17 protein-coding genes are annotated in these 13,783 nt (G+C 72.7%); 16 read left to right on the top strand and 1 reads right to left on the bottom strand.

What is annotated here, in order from left to right; genetic code table 11:
- Positions 1-14 precede the first annotated feature (14 nt).
- From ACEY2A_RS03415 to ACEY2A_RS03385, 7 genes are all read left to right on the top strand, one after another.
- Positions 15-734: a VOC family protein gene (locus ACEY2A_RS03415; protein WP_374929476.1), complete on the top strand. Its 720-nt coding sequence runs from the start codon at positions 15-17 to the stop codon at positions 732-734.
- 12 nt (positions 735-746) lie between these two features.
- The gene (locus ACEY2A_RS03410) at positions 747-1,535 is read left to right on the top strand and encodes an inositol monophosphatase family protein (protein ID WP_374929475.1); all 789 of its coding nucleotides are present in this window, start codon (positions 747-749) and stop codon (positions 1,533-1,535) included.
- Positions 1,536-1,604: 69 nt separating this feature from the next.
- Positions 1,605-1,922 (top strand): hypothetical protein, encoded by a 318-nt coding sequence (locus ACEY2A_RS03405; protein WP_374929474.1) that lies wholly within the window; start codon positions 1,605-1,607, stop codon positions 1,920-1,922.
- Between the two features lie 40 nt (positions 1,923-1,962).
- Complete coding sequence (locus ACEY2A_RS03400; protein WP_374929473.1) at positions 1,963-2,409, top strand: HIT family protein; 447 nt, start codon at positions 1,963-1,965, stop codon at positions 2,407-2,409.
- Between the two features lie 2 nt (positions 2,410-2,411).
- Positions 2,412-2,897 (top strand): GNAT family N-acetyltransferase, encoded by a 486-nt coding sequence (locus tag ACEY2A_RS03395; protein WP_374929472.1) that lies wholly within the window; start codon positions 2,412-2,414, stop codon positions 2,895-2,897.
- 112 nt (positions 2,898-3,009) lie between these two features.
- On the top strand, positions 3,010-3,468 hold the full coding sequence (locus ACEY2A_RS03390; RefSeq protein WP_374929471.1) for an NUDIX domain-containing protein: 459 nt from the start codon (positions 3,010-3,012) through the stop codon (positions 3,466-3,468).
- A gap of 200 nt (positions 3,469-3,668) precedes the next feature.
- Positions 3,669-4,184 carry a hypothetical protein gene (locus tag ACEY2A_RS03385; RefSeq protein ID WP_374929470.1) on the top strand — a complete coding sequence of 172 codons (516 nt, stop codon included), beginning with the start codon at positions 3,669-3,671 and terminating at the stop codon, positions 4,182-4,184.
- 151 nt (positions 4,185-4,335) lie between these two features.
- Here the strand turns inward: ACEY2A_RS03385 and ACEY2A_RS03380 are convergent, their stop codons facing one another.
- Positions 4,336-5,223: a GNAT family N-acetyltransferase gene (locus ACEY2A_RS03380; RefSeq protein ID WP_374929469.1), complete on the bottom strand. Its 888-nt coding sequence runs from the start codon at positions 5,221-5,223 to the stop codon at positions 4,336-4,338.
- Between the two features lie 148 nt (positions 5,224-5,371).
- Here ACEY2A_RS03380 and ACEY2A_RS03375 point away from each other — a divergent pair, with 148 nt between their 5' ends.
- The 9 genes from ACEY2A_RS03375 (at position 5,372) to ACEY2A_RS03335 (ending at position 13,617) form a co-directional block, all read left to right on the top strand.
- Positions 5,372-6,679, top strand: a complete 1,308-nt coding sequence (locus ACEY2A_RS03375) for an ISL3 family transposase (protein ID WP_374929349.1) — start codon at positions 5,372-5,374, stop codon at positions 6,677-6,679.
- Positions 6,680-6,729: 50 nt separating this feature from the next.
- A complete protein-coding gene (locus tag ACEY2A_RS03370) occupies positions 6,730-7,218 on the top strand; it encodes a DUF6328 family protein (RefSeq protein ID WP_374929468.1) in 489 nt (162 codons plus the stop codon).
- A gap of 4 nt (positions 7,219-7,222) precedes the next feature.
- Entirely contained in the window at positions 7,223-7,642 is a 420-nt protein-coding gene (locus ACEY2A_RS03365) for a hypothetical protein (RefSeq protein WP_374929467.1), read from the top strand.
- A gap of 16 nt (positions 7,643-7,658) precedes the next feature.
- Positions 7,659-8,105 (top strand): alternative ribosome rescue aminoacyl-tRNA hydrolase ArfB, encoded by a 447-nt coding sequence (gene arfB, locus ACEY2A_RS03360; RefSeq protein WP_374929466.1) that lies wholly within the window; start codon positions 7,659-7,661, stop codon positions 8,103-8,105.
- 85 nt (positions 8,106-8,190) lie between these two features.
- The gene (locus ACEY2A_RS03355; protein ID WP_374929465.1) at positions 8,191-9,084 is read left to right on the top strand and encodes a PIG-L deacetylase family protein; all 894 of its coding nucleotides are present in this window, start codon (positions 8,191-8,193) and stop codon (positions 9,082-9,084) included.
- A gap of 24 nt (positions 9,085-9,108) precedes the next feature.
- A complete protein-coding gene (locus ACEY2A_RS03350) occupies positions 9,109-9,999 on the top strand; it encodes a cell wall-binding repeat-containing protein (RefSeq protein WP_374929464.1) in 891 nt (296 codons plus the stop codon).
- 56 nt (positions 10,000-10,055) lie between these two features.
- Positions 10,056-11,216 carry a MalY/PatB family protein gene (locus tag ACEY2A_RS03345; RefSeq protein ID WP_374929463.1) on the top strand — a complete coding sequence of 387 codons (1,161 nt, stop codon included), beginning with the start codon at positions 10,056-10,058 and terminating at the stop codon, positions 11,214-11,216.
- Between the two features lie 92 nt (positions 11,217-11,308).
- Positions 11,309-12,694, top strand: a complete 1,386-nt coding sequence (gene brnQ, locus ACEY2A_RS03340; RefSeq protein ID WP_374929462.1) for a branched-chain amino acid transport system II carrier protein — start codon at positions 11,309-11,311, stop codon at positions 12,692-12,694.
- Entirely contained in the window at positions 12,694-13,617 is a 924-nt protein-coding gene (locus ACEY2A_RS03335) for a DUF2797 domain-containing protein (protein WP_374929461.1), read from the top strand. The genes brnQ and ACEY2A_RS03335 overlap by 1 nt, the downstream gene beginning before the upstream one ends.
- Positions 13,618-13,783: the final 166 nt, after the last annotated feature.

Genomic DNA, 13,783 nt, shown 5'->3' with positions numbered 1-13,783 from the left:
CGAGAGGCACGACCATGGACATGATGCGCGGCGCCGCCATCGCCGAGGCGGGGCTCACCGACTGGCGCAAGCTGGCCCAGGGGCTCCACACCCGCTACGTGGTGCCCGACTTCGCCGCTGGCGCGCGCTTCATCACCGCCGTCGCAGCGGTCAGCAACGAGGTGGGCCACCACCCGACCGTCTCGATGGGGGAGGCGCACGTCGACCTGCGCCTCACCTCCAGCGACGCGATCTACCGGGAGGACGACAGCACCGAGCACGTCGTGGAGTGGGTGACCGAGCGGGACGTGGACCTCGCCCGCCGGATCTCCGGGGTGGCCGCCGAGCAGGGCCTGGTGGCCGACCCCACGGCGGCAGTGGACTTCGAGCTCGGGCTGGAGACGGCGAACCCCGAGCGGGTTGCGCCGGTGTGGGCGGCGTTGCTGACGGGCGATGCCGCATCGCAGGGCCGGGGGACGCCCGGCGAGGAGATCCGCGACGCCACCCGCCGCACCCCGAACCTGTGGTTCGACGGGCTCGATGAGGGCAGGGGCACCGACTCCGACGCGCCCGCCCAGCGTTTCCACCTCGAGGTCTACGTGGCTGCCGAGGTGGCCCAGGAGCGGATCGACGCCGCCGTCGCGGCCGGGGGCACAGTCGTGGACGACAGCGAGCCGGGGCTGACCGTCATCGCCGACCCCGACGGCAACCGCGGCGTGCTGTGCGTCGACATGGCCGCCGCGGGCGGCGTCTGAGACCCTCGCCCCATGCCCGGCCACCCCACTGACCCGACCCTCACCGATGACGCCGCGCTCGCCGCATCGCTGGTCCGCGAGGCCGGCCAGCTCGCCCAGCGGATGCGCGCCGAGGGGGTGGACACCCGCCACAAGACCTCCGCCAGCGACGTGGTGACCGCCGCCGACCTGGCGGCAGAGGAGCTCGTCGTCGGGCGACTGGGCAGCGAGCGGCCCGCGGACGGCATCGTGGGGGAGGAGGGCGCCGCACGCGAGGGGACGTCGGGGCGCACCTGGGTGATCGACCCGGTGGACGGCACGTTCAACTTCGTCCAGGGGCTCACCTGGTGGTGTTCGGCGCTCGCCCTGACCGATGGGGGAGAGCTCGCCCTGGGTGCGGTGCACCACCCGCACGACGACCACACCTGGGTGGGCGGGCGCGACCTGCCCACCACACGCGATGGGGTGCGCGTGGCGCAGCTGGTGGACAAGCCGCTGGGGGAGTGCGCGGTGGCGACCTACCTCCACACCACCTGGTGGGGCGTGCCGGAGGTGCGCGAGCCGTTCACGCGCGTGGCGACCGCCGCCAAGGTGCTGCGGATGAACGGCTCGGGGTCCATGGACCTGGCCGCGGTGGTGGACGGGCGGCTGGACCTGTGGGTGCACCACAGCGTGCCGGACTGGGACTGGATGCCGGGCAGCGCACTGGTGGAGGGCGCCGGGGGAGTGGCCCGGCAGGTGACGGCGGGCGGGTACACGTGGTCGGTGGCCGGGCCGCCGACTGCGGTGGGTGAAGTGTGTGCGCTGCTGGGCGGGATGTGACGCGGGACGAGGGAGTGGTTGGCTGGTGGCAGGCGATGCCCCTTGCCGCACTCGACCCGGAGGCCAGCCATGATCTGCTGCCAGTTCATCTTCAAGCCCGGCGCGTTCGACGACGACTTCAACCGCCTCGACGGCCAGATCGGGGAGTACGCCCGCAGCCTGCCCGGCTTCGTCCACGTGGAGAGGTGGCTCTCGCCCGAGGGTGACGTGGTGAACGCGATCTACTACTTCACCGACCGCGAGTCGGTGGCCGCGCTGGGCCGGTTCCCGCAGCACCTGGAGGCCAAGGAGCAGGTTCACCGCTGGTACGACGGCTACCGCATCGTCGTCTCGGAGGTGCAGGCCACCTACGGCGACGGCAACCTGCCCGCGCCCGGCAGCGACTGAAGCGCCCGGCGTCCCGCTGTGACATCGCTAGTGTCGGCACATGCCTGACAGCCCAGAGATCCGCGACGACTGCATCTTTTGCGCCATCGTGGCCGGGACGGAGCCCAGCGCCATCGTGGCGCAGGACGAGGCGACGATGACCTTCATGGACATCAACCCCGGCACCGAGGGCCACCTGCTGGTGATCCCGAAGCGTCACAGCGCGGACGTGCTCGACATCCCGGCCGACGACCTGGTGGCCACCACGCTGGTCGCACAGCGCATGGCCCGCGCGGTGGTGGACGGCCTCGATGCCGATGGGGTGACCCTCCTGAACTGCTGCGGCAAGGCCGGGTGGCAGTCAGTGTTCCACTTCCACCTGCACGTGATCCCGCGCTACGACGACCCCGCCAAGGATTCGCTGGTCGAGCCCTACGAGCCGCTACAGGGCACCGATGCTGACCTGCCGGCCCTCGCGCGGCGAGTGGCGAATGCGCTGGGGGAGTGACGATGCCGGTCACGCTGCGGCCCGTCACCGCGGCCGATGAGGCGTTCCTGCGCCAGATGCTGGTGCACGCCGCGTTCTGGCGCGCCGGCGGTCCGCCGGGCAGCCTCGAGGACATCGGAGCCGACCCGCGACTGGCGCACTACGTGGACGGGTGGCCCCGGGCCGGTGATCTGGGCGTGCTGGCGGAGTCGGGCGGAGCCCCCGTCGGCGCGGCGTGGGTGCGCCAGTTCGGCGCGGACGACCCGGGCTACGGCTTCGTGGATACTGCGACGCCAGAGCTCTCGATGGGCGTGGCGCCCACCTGGCGTGGCCGCGGTGTGGGTGGGCGGCTGCTGGACGGGTTGCTCACTGCCGCCCGCGACGCGGAAGTCCCAGCGGTGAGTCTGAGCGTCGAGGTCGACAACCACGCCCTGCGGCTCTACCGCTCACGCGGGTTCGTCGAGGTGGGGGAGTCCGGCAACTCGATCACGATGCTGAGGCGCCTGTGACCACGGCCTGAGTTCCGTGTGCCGTGCGGGTCGTCCGAGGCCATTCGCATCAAGACGGTCGTGACATCAAGCCCGCAGACCACGTGCATCTTCACGGCGGGGCATACGGATCATGGAAAATCGTGACGTGCGCCGACCACCGAGAAGGACCGACAAGGTCGTTTGTTATGTCACAACCGGTGACCACCTCCTGGTGGTGACGCACCTCGACGTGCCTCTCACCGAGGCCGGCGTGCAGGTCCCCGCCGGCACGATGGAGCGAGGGGAGACTGCGCGAGAGGCCGCCCTGCGCGAGGTCCAGGAGGAAACCGGCCTGGCCGACCTGTCCATGGTGGGCGTGGTCGGCCGCGATCTGTACGACATCGCCCCGACACGGGACGAGATGCAACATCGGCGGTACGTCCACCTGACCACCCAGCAGGACGTGTCGCAGAGGTGGCTGGCTGGCGAACTGGACCCTGACGGCGGCGGAGAGCCTCAACGGTGGGAGTGCTGGTGGTTGCCGCTGATGCACGCCCACGTCCTGGCCGCGGGGCAAGGACGGTTCGTGCACCGCATCGGAAGGCGTTGACCACCACGTCGGCAGGGTGTCCGGCAAGTCCGGACGCCCCAGACTCTGGCCCACTCACCTCACGCCGATAATCGACATTATGTCATTACAGTCATCGGTGCCTACGCACCGCTCCCCACCCACCGTCCCCACAGCACTCAGGGGCGCGTGAAAAGCCGTCCGACCACCACCGGTAGGTTCCGCTCATGCCACATCCTTGGGTGATCTACCGCATCGGCTGCACCATCGGACTCATCGGCGGTGCCGTGTTCGTTCTGGTCAACCGGTCCCCACTGCCGTCCGCGTGGTCGATCACCGCCCTCGTGGCTTGGGTCCTGCTCGCTTGTGCCGCCGTCTGGGCGGTGTGGATCCGACGTCGCCCCGATGGGGAAACCCTGGAGACCCCCGCACCCCGTGCCGGAGCCATCTACGGCTTTGCCTGCCTGGGCATGGTCCTGCTCATCGCGCTGGGCTCCCGGCTGCTCAACGCCATGGACCAGGCCACCGCTGTGCCGTCCCTCGTCGCCATGGCCGTCGGGCTCCACTTCCTCCCCTTCAGCCACGCCTTCCGCGCGCCGTTCTTCCTTCGTCTCGGAACCGTCCTCGCGGTGATCGGCGCGGCCGGGATCGTCGCCGACTTCACCCTCGGCTCCCCCGCCGGCGCAGCTGCAGCCGTGCTGGCCGGCTTGTGCATGACCGCTCTCATCACTTTCGACGCCTTGCGCACCCGCGACTAACACTCACCCCGCGGCAAGTCGCCGAACCTTCCAGACCTCGGGCAGGCCTCGAGCCGATCACGACCCGTGGCTGATCCTGCGCCCAACTGCTGATGACCTCGCCCATGCACCAAGACTGGCCAGATCGGCGCATCTGGCCAGACCCTCCCACTCACCCCACAGGCCGCCGGAAGTCGGTCGACTCCCCCAGCGCCGTGAACCCCGCCGACACGTACGCCCGCACGCCACCCACGTTGTCCGATGGGGTGCACACCGTCACGCTCGAGGCGCCCATCTCGCGCAGCTCCGCCGCACAGGCCACCGTGATCGCCCGCCCGTACCCCTTGCCCCGGAAGTCCGCGTGCGCACCCAACGGCTCGATGAGGCCGGGCCGCCCCTCGCCGGCCGACCACACCGTCGCGGTGGCCACCGCGTTGTCCTGCGCGTCGTAGCCCACCAGGCACCGACCGCGCCGGTACGCCGGGCTCGCCGCCATCGTGCGCCACTGCTCCTCGTCGAAGGTCGAGTTGTCGAACGCCGCCCGCTGCACCGCGATGCGGTCGCGCAGCACCTGCTCGTCGGGCTCACCCGCGTCGAGCACCTCGATCCGCAGCCCACAGTCCTCCACCGGCTCGGCCAACGACCGGTGCAGGGGCGTCCACGCCTCATCGGCCTCCCACCCGCGCTCGGCCAGCAGCGCCCGGAACCCCGTGCCCGAGCGCGCCTCCACCGTGTCCCCGCCCTCCGGCAGCACGCCGTGGGCAGGGTCGGTCAGGTCGGCCACCAGCTGCTCTGCCACCTCACGGTCGCCGTCCACCTCGGGCGAGACCGCCATCCGCGGCAGCAGGTCGTCCACGTCCACCCACGACAGGGCGACGATCACCCCATCGCGCCGCCACACCCGCAGCTCGTCCGCGATGAGGTCCGCACCGTGCCGCAGCGCCCACCCCAGGTCCCCCGGGTGCAGGTGCACCGGCCCGCCCTCGACCTGGAAGGAGGCCAGGGCCTCCAGGGCCTCGTCCAGACCCGACGCGTCGACGGTGTGCAGAGTGGTGTCCATGCCGCCAGTCTCTGGATGGCGAGCCGCGGGGGCAATCGGGCTCATCACAGATGAGGGTGTAGGGGCCGGCGGCGCGTCGGTCGCTGGGTAGGCGTCGAGGTCTCCCGAAGATGGAAGTTCTCACACTGCCCATCTGGAAGACCTCGACGTGCCTGACGCTACCTTCGCCCGCCCGGACTTGACCACGTTCTGCGGCCTCGATGAGCTCGGTCTGGAGGTCACCGGCCAACGACTCGCGCCCGACCGTGCGATCCTGGCGTGTCGGGTACTCGAGCCCGACCGGTGGTGTCGCCGGTGCGGCTGCGAAGGCAGTCCGCGCGACGCCGTCACGCGCGAGTTGGCCCACGAGCCGCTCGGTTGGCGCCCGACCACGTTGGAGGTGACGGTCCGGCGCTACCGGTGCACCGGGTGCGGGCACGTGTGGCGCCAGGACACCAGTCTGGCGGCCCAGCCGCGGGCGAAGCTCTCGCGACGAGGGCTGCGGTGGGCGCTGGAGGCCATCGTGTGCCAGCACCTGACGGTTGCGCGGGTCGCCGACGGGCTCGGTGTTGCCTGGAACACTGCCAACGACGCGGTCCTGGCCGAGGGCAAGCGCGTCCTGATCGACGACTTGGCCCGGTTCGATGGCGTCACCGCGGTGGGCGTCGATGAGCACGTCTGGCGGCACACCCGGCGCGGGGACAAGTACGTCACCGTGATCATCGACCTGACCGGCATCCGTGACGGGACCGGCCCGGCCCGGCTGCTGGACATGGTCGAGGGCCGCTCCAAGCAGGCGTTCAAGACCTGGCTCGCGCAGCGGGATCCCTCGTGGCGCGCAACGGTGGAGATCGTCGCAATGGACGGGTTCACCGGGTTCAAGACCGCCACCGCCGAGGAGCTGCCTGACGCCGTCGCCGTGATGGATCCCTTCCACGTGGTGCGCTTGGCCGGCGACGCCCTGGACTCCTGCCGGCGCCGGGTCCAGCAAGACCTCCACGGGCACCGCGGTCGCACCGGCGACCCGCTCTACGCCGCCCGGCGCACCCTGCACACCGGGTCCGAGCTACTCACCGACAAACAGACCGACCGGCTGGCGGCTCTGTTCAAGGTCGAGGAGCACGTCGAGGTCGAAGCCACCTGGGGCATCTACCAGCGGATGATCACCGCCTACCGACAACCCGACCGGAGCAAGGGCCGCGAGCTGATGCAGGCCGTCATCGAGTCGGTCAGTTCCGGTGTCCCCGCCGCGTTGACCGAGCTGATCACCCTCGGCCGGACCCTGAAGAAGAGAGCCGAGGACGTGCTGGCCTACTTCGACCGTCCCGGCTCCTCGAATGGACCCACAGAGGCCATCAACGGACGCCTCGAACACCTCCGCGGCTCCGCCCTCGGGTTCCGCAACCTCACCAACTACATCGCCCGCTGCCTACTCGAGGCAGGCGGCTTCAGACCCCAACTACACCCTCGTTTGTGATGAGCCGGGCAATCGAGTTTCCCCCACGCCCGGACCGCCATACTGACCCCGTGACCGCCGCCGACCCCGCCGCCTCGCGCGCCCTCCGCGACGAGGCCCCCGCCCAGCAGGAGGACCGCAACCTCGCGGAGATCCTCCAGGAGGTCCGGGTCCTGCAGACGGGCACACAGGTCCTCGCCGGCTTCCTGCTCACACTCCCCTTCCAGGCCCGCTTCACCGAGCTCACCGGTCCCCAGACGGGCCTGTTCCTCACCGCCACGGGCCTCTCTGTGCTGACGGTGCTGCTGCTGATCACACCCGTGGCGGTCCACAGGGGCCTGTTCCACCGCCAGCTCAAGGGCCGCCTCATCGCCGTCAGTCACACGCTGGTCCGCGTGGGGCTGGTGACCCTGGGCCTCTCGGTGGCCGCGATGTTCGCCCTGATCTTCGCCATCGTCCTCGGCACCACTGCCGCCGGTGTCGCGGGCGGCACCGTGGCAGTCCTCGCCCTGTTGATGTGGGGCGCGCTCCCCCTCTGGCTGCGTCGCCCCGCGGACTGATCCCATGCACCTCGAACCCCTCGTCAGCGCCCTGGCGTGCCTCGGACTGGCGCTGCTGTTCGCGGTGCTCGCCGTCTGGTCCCGCCGGGGCCGTTCCCGGGCGGCGCGCTGGTGGGTGCGCCGCATCCCCATCGAGCACGCGAACTCCTACAGCAGCGCCTCCGAGGCCATCGCGCTGGCGCTCCTCCCCTACGGCGCCCAGCTGCACATGGTGGCCGGGCTGCTCGTGCTGGCGCACCAGAGCCTGCGCGAGGCGGTCTTCGGCCCGCTGGCGGGCACCGTCGTCATCGGCGAGGTGCTGCTCGGCATCGCGGTGACCGTCCCACTGGCCCACCGCTACGTGCTGCCGCTGCCGCTCTACCCCGCGTGGCTGCAACCCCAGCGCCGGGCCGAGCGGGACCACCTCGCGGCCCAGCGTCACTGACCCGCACACTGGACACGTGCCCCCCACCGACGACCTGCGCATCGCCCCCGGCCCCGGCGCGCCGGGCGGCCTGGTCGTCCCCGCCTCCGAGCTGGTCGAGCGATTCTCCCGCGCCTCCGGCTCCGGCGGACAGGGCGTCAACACCACCGACTCACGCGTCCAGCTCAGCCTGAACCTCACCATCACCACGGCCCTCGACCCCGGCCAACGCGCCCGCGCGCTGGCCGCATTGGCCCACCGCCTGGTCGACGGCGTCCTCACCATCGATGCCGCCGAGCACCGCTCCCAGCGCCGCAACCGCACCGCGGCCCGGGAGCGCCTGGCCACCCTGTTGCGCGATGCGGTGACTCCCCCACGCCCGCGACGCGCCACGCGCCCGACCCGCGGCTCGCAACGCCGCCGGTTGGAGGCCAAGAAGCAGCGTGGCCAGCTGAAGGCCCAACGGCGGCGTCCGGCGGACTGATCAGGCGACAGCGCAACGACAGGCCATCGACAGGCGCGCTGGGGATGCTGCGGGTTCCCCACCCCCTGCCGAGAGTGGTGCCGCAGTGTCCTCCTCCCCCACCCGCCGAACGCTCCTGCTGGGGGCCGCCTCGTCCGCCGCCCTCGCGGCCACCGCCGTCCCGGCGGCCGCGGCCCCGCGCACGGCCCTGGGCACCAGCACCCCGCCACCCGCCCCGGCCCTGCCCACCTGGGGCACCAGCCGGGTGGCCCTGTTCTTCGCCGCCCACCAGGACGACGAGCTGCTGCAGATGGGCAGCCAGGTGCGCGCCGACGTGGAGGCCGGTCACCAGGTGGTGGTGGTCAACTGCTCGGACGGCAGTGCCTCGGGGGCCCGCACCGGCCGCCTCGCCCGCCAGCTGGGCTTCGTGCCCAGCGTCGAGGACTTCGTGACCGCCCGCGACCACGAGTTCCTCGAGTCCACCGCCCGCCTGGGCGTGCCGCTGCAGGGCCGCGTCATCTCCCCCGACCGCTACGCCGACGGCACCGGCACCCCCGAGGCGGCCCTCCGCATCGTGGCGGACTGGACCGCCCGCTTCCCCACTGCCCTGGTACGGGCCCACTCGTTCGTCGACGCGCACCGCGACCACCGCGCCATCGGCGAGGCCGTCGACGGCCTGGTGGCTGCGGGCACCCTGGGCCGCGAGAACGACGTGCGCTTCTTCTTCTCCCGCGTGTACCTGGGCACGATGCCCACGCCGGCGCTGCAGCTGACCAGCCGCCCCGTCGGCGACGTGGAGCAGACCCCCTTCCGCGACCACGACCCCGCCCACGGCCGATGGGGTGTCGGGTACCTGTCCACGTGGAACTACTTCGACTCCCACCGGGCCGACCCGGTGTCCTACTGGCACCGCGCATCCTCCGTCCTGCCCCCGCCACTCCGACGCCGCCTCCCGGCCGCCTCCCTCCTGTCCGCCGCCCCCGCCGGCCACGGCTGCTGACCACCCCACGACAAGGACCGGCCCATGCCCACTCCCCTGCTCCAGCGCTTCGCCGGCGCCACCCGCTACGACACCGCCGTGGCCCTCTCGCGGGCCAGCTTCACCACGAGCCCCACCGTCTTCCTGGCCACCGGGGAGAACTTTCCCGACGCCCTGGCCGCCGGCGCGGTCGCAGGCGCGATGGGCGCCCCACTGCTGCTCACCCGTGCCCACAAGCTGCTCGACGCGGTCGCCGACGAACTGGTGCGGCTGGCCCCCCAGACGGTGGTGCTGGTCGGCTCCACGACCGCCCTCTCAGCATTCGTGGAAAGCCTCGTGCGCCTGCGCACCGGCGCCCTCGTCACCCGCGTGGGCGGCTCGGACCGGTACGCCACCGCCGCAGCCGTGGCCGACCTGCTGACCACCCCGCAGCACGAGGTGTTCGTGGTCTGCGGCGAGGACTTCCCCGACGCCACCGCCGCGGCGGCCGCCGCCGCCCACTGCGGGTCTCCGCTGCTGCTCACTCGCCGCGACCGCGTGCCACCGGCCACGCTCGAGGCGCTGGCACGCCGCAATCCGGCCACCGTCACCCTGGTGGGGGGTCCGGACGTGGTCGGCCCCGCCGTCGCGAGCACCATCGCCCAGCGGGTGCGGCCGACCACGCTGCAGCGTGTCACCGGCTCCAACCGGTACGCCACCGCTGCCGCCGTGGCCCGGCACGTCTGGCCCGACGGAAGTCCCCGTGCGCTGGTGGCCACCGGGGAGAACTTCCCCGACGCCCTGGCCGCTGGCCCGGCGGCCGCCCTGGTGGGCGCCCCGGTCCTGCTCACCCGGGCGCGGTGGACCCCATCGGCCACCACCGAGGCGTTGCGCACCCACGGCACGGTCGAGCTCGGCATCGCCGGAGGCACCGACGTGGCCCACACCCCGGCCTGAGGCATCTCCCACCCCAGCCCGCGGCGGGACCTCCGTGCAGGCGTAGCGTCGGAGCCATGGACACCCCGCTCGACCCCGCCCCGTTCGACCTCCCGCTGGAGCAGTTGCAGCGCCGCCGCAGCGCCAAGTGGACCCACGCACCCCACGCCGGGCTGCCGATGTGGGTCGCGGAGATGGACGTGCGCCTCGCCGAGCCGGTGGCACGCGTGCTGCACGAGGCCATCGACAGGGGCGACACCGGCTACCCGGGTGACCACGCTGCGCTCGCCGAGGCCTTCGCGGACTTCTCCGAGCGCCGATGGGGGTGGCGCCCCGCCGTGGACCGCACCGAGACCTTCAGCGACCTGGGTGCCTCGGGCACCGCGCTGCTGCGCCTGCTGGCGGGCCCGTCGAACACCGTGGTCCTGACCACGCCGGTCTACAACGCGTTCTACCTGTGGTGCGCCGCGGCCGAGGTGACGCCCGTGGAGGTGCCGCTGCGGGCCGCCACCGAGACCGCTCGGCTGGACCTGCTCGGCATCGAGGCCGCCCTCGAGGCGGGCACCCGGGTGGTCCTGCTGAGCAACCCGCACAACCCCACCGGTGCCGTGCCCACCCGCGACGAGCTGGCCGCCTTGGCCGAGATCGCCGACCGGCACGGCGCAGTGGTCATCGCCGACGAGATCCACGCCCCGTTGACCCACCCCGGGGCACGGTTCACGCCGTACCTGTCGGTCTCCGAGGCGGCCCGCCGCACCGGGGTGTGCACCACGTCGGCGTCCAAGGCGTTCAACCTCGCCGGCCTCAAGGCCTCCCTGCTCATCACCGACGCCGCCGGCCCCGACCTCACCGGCCTGCCCGACCCCCACGGCCGCAACGTGGGCCACCTGGGGGTGCTCGCCGCCGAGGTCGCCTTCCGCGAGGGCGGCGCGTGGCTCGATGCGGTGACGCACCAGGTGGCACGCAACGCCGCTCACGCCCGGGAGCGCCTGGCCGCCGAGCTGCCGGAGCTGGGCGTCAGCGACCCGCGCGCCTCCTATCTGCTGTGGCTTGACTGGCGCGCGTACGACCTGGGCGACGACCCGACGGGCGTGATCGCCGAGCGGGCCGGGGTCGTGCTCAGCGCCGGCCCGGCCTTCGGGGCAGGCGGCGCCGGGCACGCGCGGATGAACATCGGCACCACGCCGGCGATCCTCGACGACGCGATCGACCGGCTGGTGGCTGCCTTCGGCCGCTGAGGGGGCCCGCCCCGTCCAACCACCGCACCGAACGGCCCCAGGGCCACCCCCCCCTGAGCCGCACTCGGTTGCCCCCCTTACGCTTTCCCGCCATGCGCACGGACACCCGCTCAGCACTGCGTCCCTCCCAGGTCGTGATCATCGGCTCGATGGTCTTCGGGCTCATGTTCGGCGCCGGCAACCTCATCTTCCCGGTGGAGCTCGGCCGGGGCGCCGGCAGCCAGACCCCCTGGGCCACGCTCGGCTTCCTCGTGACCGCGGTCGGGCTGCCGGTGCTGGCCATCATCGCCAGCGCCCTGTCGGGCAGCCGGAACGTCCAGGAGATGACCCGCCCCGTCGGGGTCCTCTACGCCGCGGGCTTCACCGTCCTGCTCTACCTGGCGATCGGCCCGATGCTGGCCATCCCCCGGACCGCGACCGTCTCCTACGAGATCGGCCTGGCCCCGGTGGTCCCTGCTGGCCACCAGCAGCTCGGCCTGGTGCTGTTCTCCACGGCCTTCTTCGCCCTCACGCTGGCGGCGGCCCTGCGGCCCGGGCGGCTCATCGACTGGGTGGGGCGCTACCTGACCCCGGCCTTCCTCGCCCTGCTCGCCGTCCTGCTCGTGGCGGCCGTGGCCGTGCCGATGAACAGCTCCCCGCTGGCCGACCCGGGCAGCTCGGCCACCCAGTCGCTCAGCGGCGGCTTCCTGGACGGGTACAACACCCTGGACGCCCTGGCGGGTCTGGCCTTCGCCATCGTCATCATCGAGGCCGTGCGCCGGTTCGGGGTGCGCGACCGGGCCCGGGTGGCGGTCGCCACCGCCCAAGGCGGAGTGCTCGCGGGGCTGGCGATGGCCGCCGTCTACGGCGCCCTGGCCTTCCTGGGCGCCACCTCGGTGGACGCCGTGCCCCGGGCCGACAACGGCGGCGCGGTCCTGGCGGAGTCCAGCGAGCACTACTTCGGGTCCTTCGGCATCTGGCTCATCGGCGCCATCGTGGTGCTGGCCTGCCTGAAGACCTCCATCGGCCTCGTTGTCGCCTGCGGTGAGATGTTCGCCGAGCTCTTCGGCACCCCCACGGCCTACCGGCTGTGGACCGTGGGTTTCGTCCTGGTCTCCTGGGGGCTCTCCAACCTCGGTCTGGCCACCATCGTGGCGTGGTCGGTGCCGGTGCTGGTGCTGCTGTACCCGCTGGCGATCGTGACCATCGTCCTCGGCCTGCTCACCCCGTGGCTGGGCCGGCCGCCGGTGGTGCACCGGTTCACCATCGGGTTCGTCGCCGTGGCCGCGGTGGTCGACTTCGTCGTGGCCCTCCCGGTGACCCTGCCGGGCGCCGAGTGGCTCGGGGGCCTGGCGGGGCAGGTGCTGCCAGGGTACTCGGCCGGGTTCGGGTGGGTGGTGCCGGCCGTGGCCGGGTTCGTGGTCGGCCTGCTGGTCCACCGGCTGTCTGGTGGGCGCGCCGACGACTCCCCCGCGGGGTCCGCACCTACGCTCGCGTGATGCGTACCTCCTGGGCCGACGGCGAGACCCACCTCGTGCGCGGGATCTCCTGGACCGACCGCGAGCGCCCCGTCCTGCAGCTGCTCGACATCGCCGATGATGCGGCGTGCGTCCCCCTCATCGGTGCCGAGCTGGCCTTCACCACCGAACCGGGCCGCCACTGCATCGGTCGCTCGGAGTTCGTCGGGGACGATGCGGTGCGCCTGGCGCCCTGCCCGAGCCGCCGCCTCGCCGAGAGCGGCCACCAGTGCGGCCGGTGCGCCGCGACGGACGACTTCCGGTTCATCCACCACGTGCACCGGGGCGGGCACGTGCCGCCCGCGCTGCGGGCCTACGTGGGCCAGCCGCACTGGCTGTACGTCGCCACCTTCGCCGACGGCCGCTCCAAGGTGGGCACGGCCAGCGCGGTGCGCAAGCGGGCCCGGTTGGACGAGCAGGGCGCCGTGCGGGCCAGCTACGTGGCGCACACGGCCGACGGGTTCGCGGTGCGCTCCCTGGAGGACGCGGTGACCGCCGAGGCCGGGTTGCCGCAGACCCGCAGCCGTCGGGCCAAGGTCGCCGCGTTGTGCCGTCCGCTCCCGGTCGCCGGGTTCGAGCAGGCCCACGCCGAGGCGGTGGCGCGCGCCCGCGAGGTGCTGGCCGCCCGCGGCGCCGCGCTCGAGCCGGAGGCCTGGGAACCGCCTGCCGTGCACGCCGCCTTGGTCGAGGACGCACCCTTCGGTGGCCACGAGCCCCTCCCCCACGACCTGACAGCCGGTGACCACCGGCTGCACGTGATCGCGATGGTGGGCAGCGTCGCCCTGGTGGCGGTGAACGACGACCCCGCCCGGTGGGTCGCCGACCTGGGCGACCTGACGGGGCGCAAGCTCACCCCGGGCCGGGTTGACTCGCCCGGGGTGGCGCAGCAGACCAGCCTGTTCTGAGGGAGTCGGCGCTCAGGCCGCCCGGACGGTGCGTGACGGCCACGGCGCCCCACGACCACCCCGAAGGCCTGCGGCCCGAGGTCGCAGACCTCCTTCGCCTGCGGGTAGCGGAGCAGACTGCTACCCAGCAGCGCACCGTTGGTGAAGAAGGCGAGGGTGGCGCTGC

The sequence above is a fragment of the Kytococcus sedentarius genome, from assembly GCF_041937525.1.
GTDB classification, from domain to species: Bacteria; Actinomycetota; Actinomycetes; order Actinomycetales; family Dermatophilaceae; genus Kytococcus; species Kytococcus sedentarius_A.
Note: the sequence above shows the minus strand (reverse complement) of the source record. Positions and strands in the feature narration are given on the sequence as shown.

Coding starts and splice junctions, on each gene's coding strand:
- ACEY2A_RS03415 (WP_374929476.1), top strand. CDS start 15: ATGGACATGATGCGCGGCGCCGCCATCGCCGAGGCGGGGCTCACCGAC.
- ACEY2A_RS03410 (WP_374929475.1), top strand. CDS start 747: ATGCCCGGCCACCCCACTGACCCGACCCTCACCGATGACGCCGCGCTC.
- ACEY2A_RS03405 (WP_374929474.1), top strand. CDS start 1,605: ATGATCTGCTGCCAGTTCATCTTCAAGCCCGGCGCGTTCGACGACGAC.
- ACEY2A_RS03400 (WP_374929473.1), top strand. CDS start 1,963: ATGCCTGACAGCCCAGAGATCCGCGACGACTGCATCTTTTGCGCCATC.
- ACEY2A_RS03395 (WP_374929472.1), top strand. CDS start 2,412: ATGCCGGTCACGCTGCGGCCCGTCACCGCGGCCGATGAGGCGTTCCTG.
- ACEY2A_RS03390 (WP_374929471.1), top strand. CDS start 3,010: ATGGAAAATCGTGACGTGCGCCGACCACCGAGAAGGACCGACAAGGTC.
- ACEY2A_RS03380 (WP_374929469.1), bottom strand. CDS start 5,223: ATGGACACCACTCTGCACACCGTCGACGCGTCGGGTCTGGACGAGGCC.
- ACEY2A_RS03365 (WP_374929467.1), top strand. CDS start 7,223: ATGCACCTCGAACCCCTCGTCAGCGCCCTGGCGTGCCTCGGACTGGCG.
- ACEY2A_RS03350 (WP_374929464.1), top strand. CDS start 9,109: ATGCCCACTCCCCTGCTCCAGCGCTTCGCCGGCGCCACCCGCTACGAC.
- ACEY2A_RS03345 (WP_374929463.1), top strand. CDS start 10,056: ATGGACACCCCGCTCGACCCCGCCCCGTTCGACCTCCCGCTGGAGCAG.
- brnQ (WP_374929462.1), top strand. CDS start 11,309: ATGCGCACGGACACCCGCTCAGCACTGCGTCCCTCCCAGGTCGTGATC.
- ACEY2A_RS03335 (WP_374929461.1), top strand. CDS start 12,694: ATGCGTACCTCCTGGGCCGACGGCGAGACCCACCTCGTGCGCGGGATC.